General features: G+C 72.0%; 14 protein-coding genes. 5 read left to right on the forward strand and 9 right to left on the reverse strand.

Annotated features, from left to right (window positions below):
* Window positions 1-619 precede the first annotated feature (619 nt).
* The 4 genes from ACZ7N4_RS12420 to ACZ7N4_RS12435 form a co-directional block, all read right to left on the reverse strand.
* A complete protein-coding gene (locus ACZ7N4_RS12420) occupies window positions 620-1,597 on the reverse strand; it encodes an EamA family transporter (protein WP_471357005.1) in 978 nt (325 codons plus the stop codon).
* A gap of 87 nt (window positions 1,598-1,684) precedes the next feature.
* Window positions 1,685-3,736 carry an ABC transporter ATP-binding protein gene (locus tag ACZ7N4_RS12425; protein ID WP_471357008.1) on the reverse strand — a complete coding sequence of 684 codons (2,052 nt, stop codon included), beginning with the start codon at window positions 3,734-3,736 and terminating at the stop codon, window positions 1,685-1,687.
* Window positions 3,737-3,823: 87 nt separating this feature from the next.
* Complete coding sequence (locus ACZ7N4_RS12430; protein WP_471357012.1) at window positions 3,824-3,955, reverse strand: hypothetical protein; 132 nt, start codon at window positions 3,953-3,955, stop codon at window positions 3,824-3,826.
* 199 nt (window positions 3,956-4,154) lie between these two features.
* Complete coding sequence (locus tag ACZ7N4_RS12435; protein WP_471357014.1) at window positions 4,155-7,409, reverse strand: FAD-binding and (Fe-S)-binding domain-containing protein; 3,255 nt, start codon at window positions 7,407-7,409, stop codon at window positions 4,155-4,157.
* A 156-nt stretch (window positions 7,410-7,565) separates the two neighbouring features.
* Here ACZ7N4_RS12435 and serC point away from each other — a divergent pair, with 156 nt between their 5' ends.
* Entirely contained in the window at window positions 7,566-8,684 is a 1,119-nt protein-coding gene (serC, locus tag ACZ7N4_RS12440; protein WP_471357016.1) for a phosphoserine transaminase, read from the forward strand.
* Window positions 8,685-9,024: 340 nt separating this feature from the next.
* Here serC and ACZ7N4_RS12445 read toward each other — a convergent pair whose 3' ends face one another.
* Both ACZ7N4_RS12445 and ACZ7N4_RS12450 read right to left on the reverse strand, forming a co-directional pair.
* Entirely contained in the window at window positions 9,025-9,873 is an 849-nt protein-coding gene (locus ACZ7N4_RS12445) for a helix-turn-helix domain-containing protein (RefSeq protein WP_471357018.1), read from the reverse strand.
* Window positions 9,874-9,891: 18 nt separating this feature from the next.
* Entirely contained in the window at window positions 9,892-10,659 is a 768-nt protein-coding gene (locus tag ACZ7N4_RS12450) for a DUF6879 family protein (RefSeq protein ID WP_471357156.1), read from the reverse strand.
* A 195-nt stretch (window positions 10,660-10,854) separates the two neighbouring features.
* Between ACZ7N4_RS12450 and ACZ7N4_RS12455 the strand changes: the two genes are divergently transcribed.
* Both ACZ7N4_RS12455 and ACZ7N4_RS12460 read left to right on the forward strand, forming a co-directional pair.
* Entirely contained in the window at window positions 10,855-11,088 is a 234-nt protein-coding gene (locus tag ACZ7N4_RS12455; protein WP_471357021.1) for a DUF397 domain-containing protein, read from the forward strand.
* Between the two features lie 79 nt (window positions 11,089-11,167).
* Complete coding sequence (locus ACZ7N4_RS12460) at window positions 11,168-11,638, forward strand: hypothetical protein (protein WP_471357022.1); 471 nt, start codon at window positions 11,168-11,170, stop codon at window positions 11,636-11,638.
* A gap of 62 nt (window positions 11,639-11,700) precedes the next feature.
* Here ACZ7N4_RS12460 and ACZ7N4_RS12465 read toward each other — a convergent pair whose 3' ends face one another.
* Window positions 11,701-13,281, reverse strand: coding sequence for an alpha/beta fold hydrolase (locus ACZ7N4_RS12465; protein WP_471357024.1), 1,581 nt, complete (start codon window positions 13,279-13,281; stop codon window positions 11,701-11,703).
* A gap of 196 nt (window positions 13,282-13,477) precedes the next feature.
* Window positions 13,478-14,503: a WD40 repeat domain-containing protein gene (locus ACZ7N4_RS12470; protein ID WP_471357027.1), complete on the reverse strand. Its 1,026-nt coding sequence runs from the start codon at window positions 14,501-14,503 to the stop codon at window positions 13,478-13,480.
* A gap of 377 nt (window positions 14,504-14,880) precedes the next feature.
* On the opposite strand from ACZ7N4_RS12470, the gene ACZ7N4_RS12475 reads away from it, so the two are divergent.
* Together ACZ7N4_RS12475 and ACZ7N4_RS12480 are read left to right on the forward strand one after the other, a co-directional pair.
* A complete protein-coding gene (locus tag ACZ7N4_RS12475; RefSeq protein ID WP_471357030.1) occupies window positions 14,881-15,564 on the forward strand; it encodes an SGNH/GDSL hydrolase family protein in 684 nt (227 codons plus the stop codon).
* 88 nt (window positions 15,565-15,652) lie between these two features.
* Window positions 15,653-16,237 (forward strand): Uma2 family endonuclease, encoded by a 585-nt coding sequence (locus tag ACZ7N4_RS12480; protein ID WP_471357033.1) that lies wholly within the window; start codon window positions 15,653-15,655, stop codon window positions 16,235-16,237.
* On the opposite strand, the gene ACZ7N4_RS12485 is transcribed toward ACZ7N4_RS12480, so the two are convergent.
* A complete protein-coding gene (locus ACZ7N4_RS12485) occupies window positions 16,138-17,343 on the reverse strand; it encodes a hypothetical protein (RefSeq protein ID WP_471357035.1) in 1,206 nt (401 codons plus the stop codon). The two genes, ACZ7N4_RS12480 and ACZ7N4_RS12485, sit on opposite strands and share 100 nt — an antisense overlap.
* Between the last annotated feature and the right edge of the window lie 359 nt (window positions 17,344-17,702).

Below are 17,702 nucleotides of genomic sequence, written 5' to 3' on the forward strand. Positions count from 1 at the left end.
CGGGGGGCATGGCTCGGCGCGAGCGGGCACGGCTTGGCGGGGGGCATGGCTCGGCGCGGGCACGTGCGGCTCGGCGGGGGGCATGGCTCGGCGCGAGGGGGCACGGCTCGGGGCCTGCTGTCGCGGCTCGGGGCAGGCGCGCATCACCCGGGGCAGGCGTGAGCGGCTCGGGACAGGCGGGCCACCGGGGGGCACACGGCTCGGGGCAGGCATGCTTCGCCCGAGCAGGACTCACGCGACTCGGGCGCGCGGCTCGGGGCAGGCACGCATCACCCGGGCGGACGTGAGCGGCTCGGGACAGGCGGGCCACCGGGGGGGCACACACGGCTCGGGACGGGTGGGCTTCGCCCGGTAGGACTCACGCGGCTCGGGGCCTGCTGTCGCGGCTCGGGGCAGGCGCGCATCGCCCGGGCAGGGCTCGCGCGGCTGACGGCGAACGCGCGCGGCTCGGTGCTCACGCGGCTCAGGGCGGGCTCGCCCGGGCGCCCACGTCACCCGGGGCCCACGTCGCTCAGGGAGAGCCCACTCGCGGCGCGTCCACGCCGTTCGGAACGGGCCTATGCCGCCGCCCGGGGCGGCGGCGTCCGTCGGGGCTGCGGTGTCCAGCGGGGCGGGAGAGTTACTGGCCCTCGGCCGGGAGCGGCGGGATCTTGCTTCGGCCCACCTGGGTGCGGACCGCGCCGATGCTCGCCGCGATGACCAGCGCGATCGCGGCGGCCTCGGTGGCGGTCAGGGACTGGCCGAGGATCAGGAGGCCGGCGGTGGCCGCGATGGCGGGTTCGAGGCTCATGAGGATGGCGAAGGTGGAGGCCGGCAGGCGGCGCAGGGCCAGGAGTTCGAGGGTGTAGGGCAGGACCGAGGAGAGTAGGGCCACCGCCGAACCCAGGACGACGGTGGTGGGGTTGAGGAGTCGGGTGCCGGCCTCGGCGATGCCGATGGGGAGGAAGAGGAGGGCCGCTACTGCCATGGCCAGGGCCAGGCCGTCGGCTTGTGGGAAGCGGCGGCCCGTACGGGCGCTGAAGACTATGTAGGCCGCCCACATGGCTCCGGCACCCAGGGCGAAGGCGACACCCGTGGGGTCCAGGTTGCTGAAGCCGCCGCCGCCGAGCAGGAAGACGCCGGCGAGGGCCAGGCCGGCCCAGACCGCGTTGACCGCGCGGCGCGAGGCCAGGACCGAGAGGGTGAGCGGGCCGAGGACTTCGAGGGTGACCGCCGGGCCCAGCGGGATGCGGGCGACCGCTTCGTAGAACAGGCCGTTCATCGCGCCCATGGTGATACCGAAGACGATCACCGTGCCCCAGTCGGTGCGCGAGTGGCCGCGCAGACGGGGACGGCAGACCAGGAGGAGGACGACCGCCGCCGCCAGGAGGCGCAGGGTCACCACACCCAGCGCGCCGGCCCGGGGCATCAGGGTGACCGCCAGCGCACCACCGAACTGCACCGAGATCCCGCCGGCCAGCACCAGCCCGACCGGTCCGAGTGAGCCGAGTGAGCCGGAACGGCTCCCTCCCGGGGCGGAGGGCGCGGTCTGGGACGGCGAGGTCGTGCTGGGTGCGGCGGTCACGGGCGGTCCTGGTGCCTGATCGAGTTCGTGCATCGCGATGTACTACCGAGTCCAGGGTAGTGGACTTCGTCAGGTGCGTGAACCCTTTTTGGGACTGTCCCGGATGCCGGACTCCCCGTGTCAGCCGCTGGGCCACACTTCCTCGTCGCGGAACAGGGGACGGCCGTCCGGGAGGACCGAGGGCACGGCACCCTCTTGCCCGCCGCCATACCCGGAACCGGAGCCGGAGCCATAGCCGTGGCCGTGGCCGTGGCCGTGGCCGTGTGCATATCCGCCCTCCTGCCGCTGGCCGTTTCCGTGTCCGTACTCGTACGCCGGTGCCGGTGCCGGTGGCCGCGGTTCCTCCCACAGCGGCATGCGCAGTTCCCCGGTGTCCAGGACCGCGTTGTTCTGGGAACGGTGCAGGCGGGCGTAGGCCCCGCCCCGGGTGAGGAGTTCGTCGTGGCGGCCGTTCTCCACGATGCGGCCGGCGTCCACAACGATGATGCGGTCGGCGTCGGGGGCCAGGTTGAGGTCGTGGGTGATCATGATCGTCGTACGGCCCGCCATCAGGCGGCGCAGCGGCTTGACGACGCGGCGGGCGGCCATCGCGTCCAGGCCGGTGGTCGGTTCGTCCAGGACGAGGACGGGTGCGTCGCGCAGGATGGCGCGGGCGATGGCCAGGCGCTGCAGCTGGCCGCCGGAGAGGCGGGCGGAGTTGGGGTCGACCTCGGTGTCGTAGCCGTCGGGGAGCCGGACGACGAAGTCGTGGGCGTCGGCCGCCTTCGCCGCCTCCACGATCGCCTGCTCGCTGGCACCGGGCCGGCCGCAGGCTATGTTGGCGCGCACCGTGTCGTGCAGGACCAGGGTTTCCTGCGGGAGCAGGGTGATGTACTCGCGCAGCCGGGCCAGCGGGAAGTCGCGGAGCGGGACGCCGTCCAGGAGGACGTCTCCGGAGTCGGGGTCGTAGAAGCGCAGCAGCAGCTTGGACACCGTGGACTTGCCTGCGCCGCTCGGGCCGGTGATGATCACCAGCTCGCCGGGGTGGACGGCGAAGGAGAGGCCTTCGAGGGCGGTCCGGTCGGTGCCGGGGTAGCGGAAGGAGACGTCCCGGACCTCGACGGTGCCGTCCGGGCGCCCCACGTCCGCGCCGCGCCGGGGGTCGGCGACGGAGGGGCGCACGTCCAGGATCTCGATGAGCCGTTCCGCGCCCGCGGTGGCCGCGGTGACCGTGAGGCCGAGCTGGGCGAGGCCGCGGACGGGCGGGTAGAGGTAGCCGAGGAAGGCGGCGAAGGCCAGGAGCCGGCCGAGGGTCATCCGGCCGGTGGAGATCTCCCAGGCACCGATGCCGATCACGGCGAGCACGCAGACCGTCTCGATGACCTGGACGAGCTGCTCGTAGGCCTCGTTCAGCCGGGTGGAGCGGACGGAGGCGCGGAACCAGGCGCTCGCCTCCTCGTGCAGTCGGCGGCGCTCGGCGTCCCGGCGGTCGTAGGCCTGGGTGAGGACGATGTTGCCGAGGGACTCCTCCACCACGGAGGTGATCGCGCCGTCGGCGACCCGGCCCGCGCGGGCGACGTCCTTGATGGAGCCGGAGAAGCGCCGGGCGGCCAGCCAGAACAGGGGAGCGAGGACGAAGGTGGCGGCGGCGAGGTCCCAGCGGAGCCAGAACGCGGCGACGGCGTAGAAGAGGGCGGAGAAGGCCGCCGAGGCGGCGCCGACGAGACCGGACACGACCATCGTCTCGATGGCCTCGACGTCACTGGTCAGCCGCGAGAGCAGATCGCCCTGACGGTGGCGCTGGAAGAAGTGCGGGGGGAGTTGCTGGACGTGGTCGAAGACGTGCTCGCGCAGCCGCATCACGAAGCGCTCGGTGGCCCACGCGGCCAGGGAGTTGCCCGCGTACGCGACGAGCGCGCCGAGCACCGCGATGCCCAGCCACTTCGCGGCCGGACTCCAGAACGCGGCCGGCGAACCCTTCTGCAGGGCGTGGTCGGTCAGGTCGCTGAACAGCAGGATGGCCTCGGTCTCGGCGAGCGCGGCGAGCACCGTGCACAGCCAGACGACGAGCAGCCATTTCCTGAGGCCCCTGGTCAGCGGCCAGAAGCGGCGAAATGCCGTGCGGGCGGGAATGGTCGGTGATGCGAATTCATATTCTTCGCCTTCACCGGCCGTCAGAGCTTCGTCAGCCATCGGGGAATCTTTCCTGATCACCTTCCCAAAGGAAGAGGAAAAGGGGTCGGCGGTGCACCGTCGACCCCTTTTCCACTCAGCTCCGGATCACGCGTGCCGGCCGGGCAGCGGCTTCGGCAGCGGCTTGTGCGCGTGCTTCTTCGGCTTCGGCTTCGGCGGCGGGGGGAGCTGCTTCGACTTGGGCTTGGGGGGCAGCGGGGCAAGCTTCTTGAAGCTCATTTCCGTCTCCTTGTTTCGCATTGTTCCTGTGGCGTTGAATTCCGTCTCCGGAACCCGACACCCATGAACTTACACGCCGTCCAGGAGCCCGGAACCGCGAAATCGGCAAGGGGGCGCTGTGAATTCCTTTGTGTTTCCTGAGAGAGCTGCCCGGAGCCGGCTCCAGGCTGAGAATTCTCTGGTGAAGCTGGGTGGGGCCTTATGAGCCGGCCGGTCCGCCACCTCCCGAGGACGCGTCCAGGGCCTCCGCGAGCACCTCTGCCAGGTGCCTGCCCCGCACCCCGGCGAGCTGTTCCAGCTGGGTGCGGCAGGAGAAGCCGTCGGCCAGGACGACCGTGCCCGGGGGTGCCTGTCGGACGGACGGAAGGAGCTGTTCCTCGGCGCAGGCACGGGAGACCTCGTAGTGGCCTTTCTCGAAGCCGAAGTTGCCGGCCAGGCCGCAGCAGCCTCCGCTCAGCTCACCGGTGAGGCCGGCGGCGGTGCGCAGACGGCGATCGGGGGTGTCGCCGAGCACCGCGTGCTGGTGGCAGTGGGTCTGGCCGGCCACCGGGCGGTCGACGGCGGGCGGGGTCCAGTCCGGGGCGTGCCGCTCCAGGGTTTCGGCGAAGGTGAGGACCGCGGCGGCGAGCTGGGCGGCCCGCGGGTCGTCGGGCAGGAGTTCCGGGAGGTCGCCGCGGAGGGCGGCGGCGCAGCTGGGCTCCAGCACGACGACCGGGACCCCGGCCCGCAGCACCGGTTCCATCAGGTCCAGGGTGCGGCGCAGGACCCGGCGGGCACGGTCCAGCTGTCCGGTGGAGACATAGGTGAGTCCGCAGCAGACCCGGGCCCGGCGGGCCGTGAGCAGCGCCGTCGCCGCCCTTGTCCGGCCGTCGGCGATGGCTCCGCGGCCCGGCAGCCGCGTGGGCGGAAGCGCCACCCGCAGCCCGGCGGCCTCCAGCACGCGCACGGCGGCCTGTCCGACGGACGGCGAGAGGTGCTCGGTGAAGGTGTCGGGCCAGAGGACCACCAGGTGCCCCGCGGAGTCAGGGGAGTCACCGGAGCCAGAGGAGCCGGGAGACCCGGGAGACCCGGGAGAGTCGGAGGGGCCTTCGGCCCCGGTGGGTTTTCGCCCGCGCCACCAGGCGCTGAACGTCCGCGTCGCCAGCCGCGGGATCTCCCGTTCAGGTGCCAGCCCGCCCAGCCCTTTGCCGATGCGGGCCAGCGGGCCGACCGAAGCCAGCGCGTTCAGGACCGGCGCCGTGCGGGTGCGGGCCGTCCAGGTGAGCCAATCCGGGAGGCGGCCCATGGTGTGGTGGGCGGCGGGGCGGCGACGGTCGGCGTAGTGGTGGTGCAGGAACTCGGCCTTGTAGGTGGCCATGTCCACGCCGACCGGGCAGTCCGAGCGGCAGCCCTTGCAGGACAGGCAGAGGTCGAGGGCGTCCCGGACCTCCGTGGACCCCCAGCCGTCGGTGATCACCTCGCCCGCGAGCATCTCGTGCAGCAGCCGGGCCCGGCCGCGCGTGGAGTGCTGTTCCTCGCCGGTGACCCGGTAGGAGGGGCACATCACGGCGGGGCCGGTCGCCGTGGCCGTACGGCACTTGGCGACGCCGACGCAGCGGCGGACGGCCGCGGTGAAGTCACCGCCGTCGGCCGGATAACCGAAGACGACGTCGACCGGGCGGCCGAAGGCGACGTCGGCCGGGGAGCCGGGGGTCGCGCCGGCCTGGGAGCCGGAGGTCACGCCGGCCGGAGAACCGGAGGTCCCCTCGTCCACGGAACCGGAGGCCACATCCGCCGGAGAACCGGAGGTCCCCTCCTCCGCGAGACCGGACGTCACCCCGGCCGAGGAACCGGAGGCCACGCCGGCCGGAGAACCGGAAGCCCCCTCGACCAGAGAGCCCGGAGTCTCCTCAGCCGGCGAACCGGAGACCACGCGGGCCGAGGACCCGGAGGTCACGTCACCCCAGCGGCTCGGCAGGACGGAGAAGCGGAGGTTCGCGTCGAGGGGGGCCGGGCGGACCAGGATGCCGGGGTTGAGCAGGTCGTCGGGGTCCCAGACCGCCTTGGCGCGCTCGAAGAGGCGGACCGTCTCCGCGCCGTACATCCGCGGGAGCAGCTCCGCGCGGGCCTGGCCGTCGCCGTGTTCGCCGGACAGGGAGCCGCCGTGGGCCACCACCAGGTCGGCCAGCTCCTCCGAGAAGCGGCGGAAGCGGCCGATGCCGGCCTCGGTGAGCAGGTCGAAGTCGATGCGGACGTGGATGCAGCCGTCGCCGAAGTGGCCGTACGGCGTGCCGCGCAGGCCGTGGGCCGACAGCAGGGCGCGGAAGTCGCGCAGGTAGGCGCCGAGCCGGGCGGGCGGGACCGCGCAGTCCTCCCAGCCGGGCCAGGCCTCCGTGCCGTCCGGCATCCGGGTGGCCGTGCCGGCCGCGTCCTCGCGGATGCGCCACAGGCCCCGCTGGGCCGCGGGATCGGTGACGACGAGGGTGTCCACGACGTCCGCGGCGCGCACGATCCGCTCGGCGTGCGCGAGGGCCTCGTCCGCCGTCTCCCCGCCGGTCTCCACGAACAGCCAGGCGCCACCCCCGGGCAGCCCGGACCCGGGCGGCACCAGGTCGGCGGCCATGCCCTCCACCGTGAGCGGCCGCAGCGGCAACAGGCCGGCGGCGGCTTCGGCGGCCGTGCTCTCGTCGGCGTACGCCAGCACGGCCAGGGCACGCGCGCGGGGTGCCTCGACCAGGCCGACCACGGCCTCGGTGAGGATGCCGAGGGTGCCCTCGGAGCCGCAGAAGGAGCGGGCGACGTCGGCGCCCTTCTCGGGCAGCAGCGCGTCCAGCGCGTACCCGGAGATGCGGCGGGGCAGGTCGGGGAAGCCGGTGCGCAGCCGGGCCAGTTCGCCCTCGGCCAGCTCGCGCAGCCCCTCCGGGGCGCCCGCCCACCCGGGCCCGAGCCGCAGCCGCCGCCCGCGCGCGGTGACGACGGACAGCTCCCGCACGCTGTCCGCGGTCGTGCCCCAGGCGACCGAGTGGGAGCCGCACGCGTTGTTGCCGATCATTCCGCCCAGCGTGCACCGGCTGTGCGTGGACGGGTCCGGGCCGAACCGGAGTCCGTGCGGGGCGGCGGCCTCCTGGAGCCGGTCCAGGACGAGCCCGGGCTGGACGACGGCCGTCCTGCTGCCGGGGTCCAGCTCCACCAGGCCGTTCATGTATCGGGTGAAGTCGAGCACCACACCCGTGCCGGTCGCCTGCCCGGCGATCGACGTGCCGCCGCCTCGCGCCACCACCGGCACCCCGTGCGCCCGGCACACCTCCAGCGCGGCGGCCACGTCGTCGGCGTCCCTGGGCGCCACGACCCCCAGCGGGACGCGCCGGTAGTTGGACGCGTCCATGGTGACCAGCGCCCGGCTGGTGGCGTCGAAGCCGACCCCGCCCCGGACGGCCCCCCGCAGCTCCGCTTCGAGACCCAAGTGATCCGTCATGTGTCCAGGATGCATCCCGTCACGGACAGTCACCGAAACTTATCCACAGCTCCGCCCCTATCGTCGTACAACCTCACAAGTTCACGCGCCGGTGATCTCGTCTCATCGAACGGACACGTCTCCACCTGGCAGAACACCACCGGCTAACCTCGTCCCGTGGCCGACATCCAGATTCCCGCAGACATCAAGCCCGCCGACGGACGCTTCGGCGCGGGCCCCTCCAAGGTGCGGACCGAGGCGCTGGACGCCCTCGCCGCCACCGGTACCTCCCTGCTGGGCACGTCCCACCGGCAGGCGCCGGTGAAGAACCTGGTCGGCAAGGTCCGCGAGGGCATCTCCGAGCTGTTCTCCCTCCCCGAGGGCTACGAGGTCGTCCTCGGCAACGGCGGCTCCACCGCCTTCTGGGACATCGCCACCCACGGTCTGATCGAGAACAAGTCGCAGCACCTCAACTTCGGCGAGTTCTCCTCGAAGTTCGCCAAGGCCGCCAAGCTCGCGCCCTGGCTGGCCGAGCCCACCGTCATCGCCTCCGACCCCGGCACCCACCCGGAGCCGCGCGCCGAGGCCGGCGTCGACGTCTACGCCTTCACCCACAACGAGACCTCGACCGGTGTCGCCATGCCGATCAAGCGGGTCGAGGGGGCCGACGAGGGCGCGCTGGTCCTGGTCGACGCCACCTCCGGCGCGGGCGGCCTCCCGGTCGACATCGCCGAGACCGACGTCTACTACTTCGCCCCGCAGAAGTCCTTCGCCTCCGACGGCGGCCTGTGGATCGGCGTCTTCTCCCCCGCCGCGATCGAGCGCGCCGAGCGGATCCACGCCTCCGGCCGTCACGTCCCGGAGTTCTTCTCGCTCCCCACCGCGATCGACAATTCCCGCAAGAACCAGACGTACAACACCCCGGCCCTCGCCACCCTGTTCCTCCTCAACGAGCAGCTGGAGTGGCTCAACGGCCAGGGCGGTCTCGCCTGGTCCACCGCCCGCACCAAGGACTCCTCGACCCGCCTGTACACCTGGGCGGAGGAGGCCAAGTACGCCACCCCGTTCGTCTCCGACCCGGCCAAGCGCTCCCAGGTCATCGGCACCATCGACTTCTCCGACGAGATCGACGCCGCCGCCGTCGCCAAGGTGCTGCGCGCCAACGGCATCGTGGACACCGAGCCGTACCGCAAGCTCGGCCGCAACCAGCTGCGCGTCGCGATGTTCCCGGCGATCGACCCGGCGGACGTCGAGGCGCTGACGAAGTGCGTGGACTACGTGATCGAGAAGCTCTGACCTCCCGGTCGAGTACGACGCCGAAGGGCGCCCGGTGACGAACACCGGGCGCCCTTCGCCGTCGTTGCGTGCTGTCTACCGACACGCGGGGGCACCGCCAGGGGCCGTACACCAAGACCGTGTGGGCCCGGTTCGCGCTCACCCCCGGGGTGGTGGCCGGTGTTCCGGACCGTGCGTAAGCCCAGCCCCTTCGACGCCCGGTGGCGCCGCTGGTTCAAAGGTTGCCGTGCCGCCGGCCGTCGGCTGCCGTTTCCCCGCGACGAGGAGTGCCGGCAGGCGCCGCCCCGGCCGACGGCTCCCCACGGGGAGACCGCCGACGACGTCGTGCGGCTGTACGTCCTCAGACCTTGATGCTGCGGCGGACTCGGGCGATCACCTGCTGGGCCTCGGCGCCGTAGACGGCCGACTCGGCGAAGGTGTCCCAGACGCGGCGGTAGAGAGCGATCGTTTCGGCATCGTCCAGCCAGAGTTCGGCGTGCCAGTCCTCGACCACGACCAAGCGCTCGTCCAGCATGCAGAAGGCGTTGCCCGGTGGAATGCGCAGCTCTGCGTCCAGCGGAAGGATGCCGAGGTGCAGCGTATCCATACCCACCGCCCCGAGCAGGCGGTCCAGTTGCGCGACCAGCACTTCCGCCGGGCATACCCTGGCCCACAGGGCGCCTTCCCACATGAGCAAGTTCAACCGTTTGCCAGACCGGTACAGCCACTCCTGCCGCTTCATGCGAGCCCGCACGGCCTCATCCATGTCTCTTGGGGAAGAGCGGAGGTCCGTGTAGCGCTCGAAGACATACCGGGCGTACTCGGCGGTCTGAAGCATGCCGCAGACCAAGTGGTTCTCCCACATGTGCAGGACCCGAGACTCCGCAACGAGTGTGTTCCAGGTTTCCTGCACGGGACGGTGTCCTGCCGCCAGCTGGCGTCGCCAGGAGCGGATGTGGCTTTCGAATCCCTTGAGCCGAGCACGGAGTTCCACAAAAGCAGTCGGCTGTCCCACGGCACTGGTCCACGCGCGCAGGTCCTCGTCCGAGGGAGTCTGTCTGCCGTTTTCCAGCTTGCTGACCTTCGACTGCGGCCACCCCAGCCGCTGAGCCAGCTGGCTACCGGTGAGCCGTCCATCGGGGCTTTCCAGACGCAGTTCCCTGAGCTTGCGCCCCAGTTCCTCACGTGCCCTCTGATAGTCCGTGCTCACCGGTATCCGCTCTGGCCCCTACGCGTCGCTGTACATCTCCGCCGTGAACTGCTGCCACGGTACGGCGTGGTGCCAAGCAGCATCCCTCACCATGCAGCAGCGCACCACCTCTGCGGGCTCGGTGATCAGGTCCACGTGCGTGAGCTGGTCGTCGTCGTCGAACCGCAGGAGCGCGATGAGGCGGCTGTCGAACAACCAGAAGTCCTCGGCGGGCAGCCGCAGTCGGTCGGCGTCGGCACGCCACATGTTGCGAATGTCCTCGCCGAGGCCGATGTTCCACCTGGCGCTGTCGAGGAGGTAGCGCTGGCCGGTGGTGGCGGGCTGGTCCACGATGCGCACCCGCTCCACCCGCCTGCCCTGCGCGGTGTGGGCGCGGATCGTCTTGGTCCACCAACTGTAGAGCGAGTCTGAATCCTCGCTCTCGCCGATCGTCCCGTTCCGGATGAACCGATCCCACCGGTCGCCCGTTTCGTCGCTCGCATACCGGCGGCGCGTCTCCAACCGCCACGCCGTGTGCTCGAACTTCTCGAACAGGCCATGGAACTCGTCCAGATCGATCGTCTGCACCTGCCGCGTCCGCTCCTTCGGCGCCCAGTCCACCAGAAGGTCCCGCGGTACCACCACAGCAACCTCCCCCTCCGAGAGGTGCTGAAGCTGTGCGACGTCCTCCGGATCGGTGAGCGGCGGGCCGTGCACGATCACCTCCCCGCTGTCCAGGTCCTCATGCACTGACGGGCACCCCGTGACCCCGCTCCCCGTCCCGTTGAACCGCAACCGACGCGCCATGCCCAACCACCCCCTGGGTGTCGACGATGATGGCCCCCAGCATGTCGGTGCCTCTGAGTGAAAGTCCATGCATCTAGAGTGACGGCGCGGGAATAACCAAGAATATTCGCCTACTTGCTCCACCCCGCCGCCCTACGGTCACCTCTCGAATCCACACCCACTCGGCTCCCGCAGCGGAGCAGGAAGGTGCCACCCATGGTGAACGGAAACGACCTGTACGCCCTCGACCTCGACGGCGTCTCGTTCGTGACGGCGTGCGGGGGCAACACCCACCCGGACGGCGAGTCGTGCGTGATCCTCGCCCGGATCGGCCAGGACGCCTGGGCCCTCGGGGACGGCAAGCGGCCCGACAAGGAGCCGTTGCGGTTCAGCACCGAGGAGTTGGCCGTGGCCGGGATCGACCCGGCGCGGTTCGGGCTGTCCGTCTGAGCCGGTACCCCCTCCCACCGGTCCCGGTCAGGCGCGGTCCTGGCCGGGGCCGGTCCACCCCGGCGAACTGGACGCGCCCGTGCACCACCACGCCTATCTCTGGGCAGGCCCCAAGGACCGCTTCGACCAGGAGGCCCTGCGCCGGCCGCCCCACCCCGACCCGCCCCCGGCGGAGAGCAAGCCGGACGTGATCCTGCGGTACCGGGAGGTGGCCACGGAGTTCCCCAAGTCGGATCTGCCGCCGATCGAGACGGCGTACTGGCTCGTCAAGCCGCGCTCGCTGGTGCGTGGCACCTGGCCGGACCCGGACGGGGCGGCAGCATGGCTGAGTGACCGTCTGGTGGAGTTCGCGCCCCGGTTCGCGTCCCCTGCCGAGCGCGGTGGCGCGCGTCTGAAAGACCTCGTCGTGTCCGCCGCCGAACGGTTGGGAGCGGGAGGTGACGTCTCGCTCGGGTTCTACCTCGAACGTCCCTCCTATCTCTCGCTGGCGCTGGTGACCTGCTCCCCCAATCGCCAGATGCCCGCACTTCCCTGCCCCCTCGGCGCATGAACGAGAGGGCGCCCGGTGCACCGGCACCGGGCGCCCTAGTGGGTCAGCGGGTCAGAAACGGGTCAGAAGCTCGGGACCAGCGACGGCTTCACGCCCAGTCCCTGCCGACCGGACGGCTTGCAGGTGACGTCCCGTGCCGGGAGCTTGCCGGTGCTCAGGTAGGCGTTGACGTTGCTGTCGGCGCAGGAGCGCGGGTCGCCGCCGTAGACGCCGTGGCCCTCGCCGCCCTTGACGTACACCATGCGGGACCCCTTCAGGGCGCGGTGCATGCCGAGGCCGCTGGCCAGGGGGGTCTGGGAGTCCCACTCGTTCTGGACGGTCAGCAGGCGGACCTTGTTGTCGACCCGGGTGACGGGCTCGACCGGCTTGCCCCAGAACGCGCAGGGCGTGATGTTGGAGCCGAAGTCGCCGTAGACCGGGTACTTGGCCTTGTCCCGGACGGCGTCGCGCCGGTACTGCTCCGGGTCGTGCGACCAGGCCGCGGTGTCACCGCAGAGCACCGACCAGAAGACGGCGCTTCCGTTGTCCGCCGGCGTCCGCACGGCCCCGGATTCCGCCGCGGCGGGAGCCGGCACGGCGGCCCAGCGGGGCGACTGTCGGGCGGCGGGCGGCAGGAGGGAGTGGCGGGAGGAGCCGTGGCCGGCCGCGGCCTTCTTCAGTTCGACGACCGCCTCGGCCGCGTACTTGGGCGAGAAGAACACCGGGCGCAGGCCGGACCGGATGTCGTCGCCCGTGTACTTCTGGCCGTCGAGCTTGACGGGGGTGCGGTCGGCGCGGGCGATCAGGTTCCAGAACGTCTTGCGCACCTCGGCCGGGGTGTTGCCGAGCTTGTAGGTGCGGTGGTGTTCCGCGGTCCACTTCGTCCAGCGGGTGAACGCCGGCTCGGTGCCCGACGCCCAGACCTGGATCATGCCGCGCCAGACCCGGGCCGGGTCGACGGAGCTGTCCAGCACGAAGCGGTCGGTGCGCTCGGGGAACATCTGCGCGTAGACGGCGCCGAGGTACGTACCGTAGGAGTACCCCAGGTAGGAGAGCTTCTTCTCGCCCAGGACGGCACGGATGACGTCCATGTCACGGGCGGTGTTGCGGGTGGTGATGTACGGCAGCTTGTCGCCGCTCCTGGCACGGCACTTGTCGGCGACGGTCCGGGCCCACTTGACGTCGCGGCTGAACGTCTCCGCCTTGTAGGGGTGCTCGGAGTTCTGCTCGGCGTCCGTGAGGCCGCAGGTGACCGGGGTGCTCCGGCCCACACCGCGCGGGTCGAAGCCGATGAGGTCGTACTGCTCGCGGACCTTCTTGGGCAGCGTGTCCTTCATCATGACGGGCATGTCCAGGCCCTCGCCGCCCGGGCCGCCGGGATTGAAGAGGAGCGAGCCGTGCCGCTTGCCGGGGACGCTGGTCTTCATCCGGGAGACGGCCAGCTTGATGGTCTTGCCGCCGGGGCGGCTGTAGTCGAGCGGGACCTTGATGGTCGCGCACTGGAACGAGGCCGGTTCCGACGCGTCGCATCTGTGCCAGGCGGGCTTCTGGGTCTCGAACCTGCCCAGCGGTTCCGCGGCGGAGGCCTGTGCCGGGGCGAGGGCGGGGACGAGGGTCGCCGTGACCCCCACGGCGAGCACGGGCGCCAAGCGTCCTATCCGCACGATGGACGTTCCTTTCCGTCAACTTACGGTTCGGAACGACGATTTCGTGTCGGGCGGGACGTACGAATCCATCTGGGAGGCGGACTTGATCCACCTTCGGATGGACACGGAAAGGGACCTGCGGAGGAGAACCGGAACGCGCCGAAAACCGTCCGCCCCCCGGCCCGCGCGGCCGGTTGCGGCGTACGTCCCGTGCTCAGCCGCGCCGCAGCCGCCGCAGGCCGAACAGCGCCGCCACGCCGACCACGACGATCACGGCGCCGATCTTGAGGCTTCCGCCTCCTCCCTTGTCCGCGGTCTCGCCGGAACTCCCGCGTGCGGACGGTGACTTCCCGGCCGGGCGGTCGGGAGCGTCGACCGCCTGCACGGCGCTGTCGGCGCCCTCGCTGCCGTACATCAGCTTGGTGCCGTCGGCGGAGTACGACACCGACTCCCCCTGTCCCTGGAGCGGCACGTCGAGGCGCCCCTTGCGCCGGAGCCGGCCGTCGTTCCAGTCGTAGGCGATGCCGCCGAAGTAGCCGCGTACGGCGAGGTGCCGGCCGTCCGGCGAGAGGGCGGCGTCGGTCGCCCACAGGTCGACGGCCGCGACGGGCCTGAAGACGTTCGCTCCGGAGGTGGAGAGGGTGGCCGGGCCCTCGTACAGGTGCCCGCCGTCCTCCTTCTTGTCGATGATGTAGACGCGCCCGGTCTTCGGGTGGACGACCAGCGACTCGGCGTCGCGCGGTCCGTCGGAGTACTTCACCACGTACTGCGTGGCCGTGACGGTCTGGTCGGTGAGCTTCTCCGGCTCGGGCAGCCGGTAGATCCACACGTACGGCCACTTGCCGCCCAGGTTGTCGCCGATGTCCCCGACGTAGATCTCGTTGTGCGGCCCGACGGAGATGGCCTCGACGTCCCTCGGGGAGCCGATGCCGCGCAGAGTGATCCGGGCGACGGTCCGGCCGGTGGCGCTGTCCACGGCGTAGAGGTACGGCCCGTCGTCGCTGTCGTTGTGCGTCCAGTAGATGCCGGGGTGCTGCCGGGAGGCGGCGAGCCCGCTGGACTCGGTGATCCGCGGGTCCTTGATGGTGAAGCCCTGGTCCCCCGCTCCGTCGGCGGCCCCCGCGGCGGGCCTCCCGGCGGCCCTCACGGCGGACCCGGCGGTTCCGTCGGCTGCGGATGCGGGCAGCGCGCAGGCGCCGGCGAGCAGCATCCCGGCGAGAACGGCGAACGATCGACGCATGGGCCAAGCCTGCCATTACCGCCGGGGGTTCGGGGGAGGGTGGCCCAGGGATCAGGGAGGGCTGCCGTCGAGGGCTCGGGAAAGTGGTCGCCCGGGGTCGCGGTGTGCGGCCGCCCTGGGGTCGCCGTGTGCGGCCGCCCTGGGGTCGCGGTATGTGGCCGCCCTGGGGTCGCGGTATGTGGCCGCCTGGAGCCGGGGCAAGTGGCCGTACGGGGGCCGGGGCAAGTGGCCGCACGGGGTGCGGGGCGAGTGGCCGTCCTGGGTTCGGGACGGGGCCGCACGGGGTTCGGGACGGGTGGCCGCCGGGGGCCGGCACGTGGTCCGCCTCACAGGCACCCCCTGCCCCACGTGCCTCCGGGATCCTTCATCATGAGCGGATGCTGAGGTTCATGCCCGTGGGCGACTCCATGACGATCGGGAGCGCGGGCGAACACACCTGGCGTTACCGGCTGTGGCAGCACCTGTGCGTCTCGTACGGCGGCCCGTTCACCTTCGTCGGCCCGCGCGAGACGCTGTACGACAAGCAGGCCGACGCCCCGACGTCCCTCGCCTACGCCGAACCCGGATTCCCGCGCGCCCACCTCGCGGGCTGGGGCGAGGGCTGGCTGCACATGGCCCCGCTGATCGGCGACGCGGTCCGCGCCCACCGCCCGGACGTCCTGCTGGTCTCCCTGGGCCTGATCGACCTCGGCTTCTACACCAACGCCGAGCAGACGGCGGAGAACGTGCGCGCCTTCGTCGCGGGGGCCCGCGAGGCCGGCCCGCGCGTCCGGATGGTGCTGCTTCCGGTGATACCGAACATCCGGGCCGCGGAGGACCCGCCGTTCGCCGAGCAGGTCGACCGGTTCAACGTGCTGCTCGCCAAGACGGTCGCCGACCTGGACGAGCCCCGGTCACCCCTGCTTCTGGCCTCGCCGCCCAAGGCGTACGACCTCCACACCGACACCTACGACGGCACGCACCCCAACGCGCGCGGCGAGCACCGGATCGCGGAGGCGTTCGCGGGGGCGATGTGGGAGGCGTGGGGGGTCGGACAGGCGTACGCGGCGGGAACGAGCTGACCGAAATCCGGCGTCTCGTCGTCGTGGTGCCTATCGTTGTACTGCGCGGCTGCACCTGTCCGTGGGGCGGCCGGGGAGGAGCGCCACGATGACCGTCCTCGAAGACAGGATCGAGATGGCCGAGGAGAGCGACGAGCTGACTCTGGACGCCCTGTTCGAGTCGCTTGAGCGGACCACCCCCGAGGGATACAAGGTCGAGATCGTCGAGGGGGCCATCTTCATGACGCCGCAGCGGGACACCCGCTGGGAGATCATCGCCGACCTCTACGAGCAACTGCGCACCAGGTTCCCGCGCAAGCGCGTCAAGTCGGACGTCCGCATCGACTACCCGGGCCACCTCAACGGCTTCTGCTCCGACGTCACTCTCATCGCCGAGGGTGCCGAGAAGACGCCCGGGGGGCTCTGGCGCTGTGGCGACGTCGAGTTCGTCGCAGAGGTCATCTCGAAGGGCACGGCACACAACGACTACGGCCCCAAGCGGACGGCCTACGCCACCGCCGAGGTCCCCGTCTACCTCATCGCCGATCCCTACCAGGGACGGTGCCACATCCACACCGACCCCAAGGACGGCGACTACGCCGTGAGTACACGGGTGGAGTTCGGCACCGACGTCGACCTGACCGGCACCGTCGTCGACCTCGTCCTCAAGACCGACGACTTCCCCCGCGACTGACCCCGCTCCCACACGTACAGCACCTCCCCGGAGTCGTCCGGCGTCACCCACCTGCCGTCCCCCAGCGCGGCCATGGGCGGCCGGATGCCGACCGGTACCGGATAGGTGACCTCCACCGGCGTGCGCGCACCCGCCGTGTCGAGGAGCCAGTGCCGGCCCCGCCCCCACTCCTCGTCGCTCTCGACCGTCGAGCAGATCAGGGTCGTCTCGTCCAGGAAGCCGCCCGCCCAGTCCCAGCAGGAAAGCGCCTCGTCGTTGTCCGGCTCTGCCTCCGGATGCGGGGGGACGGCCGTCCCGGCGTCCCACTCCAGGCCCTCCGGCACCGAACCGCCGGTGTCCCGCACCGCCAGCACGTCCTGGTCGTGGGCCACGGTCATCAGCCGCGCACCGGACGGGCTCACGCCCATCAGGGTCAGGTCACCGTCGACGTACGTGACGGACAGCTCCGTCCCGTCCCAGCGCCCCCAGCGCAGTGGCGCCCCGTCCTGGCCCTCCCCGATGCTCAGCCCCATCTGCCGCGGGTCCGCCGGGTGCGGCAGGTGAAGACTGCCCGCCGCCGCGGACTCGGCGTCGGCCCGTGCGAGCACCCGCCCGTCCGCCGGGTCCAGCAGCACCCACTCGTCCAGCACGTCCGGGTCCGGCTCCCCCGCCGCCAGCGGCCCCCGCACGTGCGCCCAGACGAACGCCCCGTCCACGGAGAACCCGGCCGAACCGCCGTCCGGGTGACGGTGGTCGGCGCGGTCGCCGTACTCCTCGTACGACTCGTGCAGCTCTCGGCAGGCCCCGTACCAGCAGCCGTGCCGGACCTCCCAGCGCGTGGTGCCCGACGGCTCCACCGCCCGCACCGCGTGCACGCCCGCGAACACGGCCAGGCTCGCGTCCGGCGCCACCGCCCACGTCCCGCGCCGGCGCGGCCACGGCGCGGGCACCCGCACCCGGTCCCCCGCCGGTGCGAAGGCGTCGTCCAGCGGCTGGACCAGGAGCGCGTCGTCGCCGCGCTGGACCAGCAGACGGCGGCCCGGCGGCCCGAGCAGTTCGGGGACGTCCGCCTCGGCGGAGGGCAGCGGCGCGGGGACGACGGCACGGAGCCGGGCGGGGACGGACACGGGACTCTCCAGAGGCGGTGCGGCTCCCCGCACCGTACGGCACGCCTCTGACAGTCCTTCCGCCCGGCCCGACGGTGGCCGGGTCCCACGGGCCAGGCTGTCGCAGCGGGGGCCGGCCGGCATCTCGTGGTCGACGCGACGCCGCGCCCGCCACCGGAGCGGTACCGTCTCCACGATTGCGGACCACCGCATCGAACTCCGTCTGAACCTGATGGACAACGGACTCGGCGCCGGCTCGGCGAGCGTTTCGCGGGCATCGGCCTCGGCACCGCCCAGTCTGTGCTGCCCGGAGTCGCCGGGCCGACCGGCCCCCGGGGTGCCCGGCGGCACCTCCCTGCCGGGCCGGGCACCCTACCGCA

Source organism: Streptomyces sp. NPDC107654 (assembly GCF_055639035.1).

Bases quoted from the DNA above. Each gene is read 5' to 3' on its own strand.
- ACZ7N4_RS12425 (WP_471357008.1), bottom strand. From the start codon at position 3,736: ATGGCTGACGAAGCTCTGACGGCCGGTGAAGGCGAAGAATATGAATTC.
- ACZ7N4_RS12420 (WP_471357005.1), bottom strand. From the start codon at position 1,597: ATGCACGAACTCGATCAGGCACCAGGACCGCCCGTGACCGCCGCACCC.
- ACZ7N4_RS12450 (WP_471357156.1), bottom strand. From the start codon at position 10,659: ATGGCGCGTCGGTTGCGGTTCAACGGGACGGGGAGCGGGGTCACGGGG.
- ACZ7N4_RS12470 (WP_471357027.1), bottom strand. From the start codon at position 14,503: ATGCGTCGATCGTTCGCCGTTCTCGCCGGGATGCTGCTCGCCGGCGCC.
- ACZ7N4_RS12475 (WP_471357030.1), top strand. From the start codon at position 14,881: ATGCTGAGGTTCATGCCCGTGGGCGACTCCATGACGATCGGGAGCGCG.
- ACZ7N4_RS12430 (WP_471357012.1), bottom strand. From the start codon at position 3,955: ATGAGCTTCAAGAAGCTTGCCCCGCTGCCCCCCAAGCCCAAGTCGAAG.
- ACZ7N4_RS12480 (WP_471357033.1), top strand. From the start codon at position 15,653: ATGACCGTCCTCGAAGACAGGATCGAGATGGCCGAGGAGAGCGACGAG.
- ACZ7N4_RS12435 (WP_471357014.1), bottom strand. From the start codon at position 7,409: ATGACGGATCACTTGGGTCTCGAAGCGGAGCTGCGGGGGGCCGTCCGG.
- ACZ7N4_RS12455 (WP_471357021.1), top strand. From the start codon at position 10,855: ATGGTGAACGGAAACGACCTGTACGCCCTCGACCTCGACGGCGTCTCG.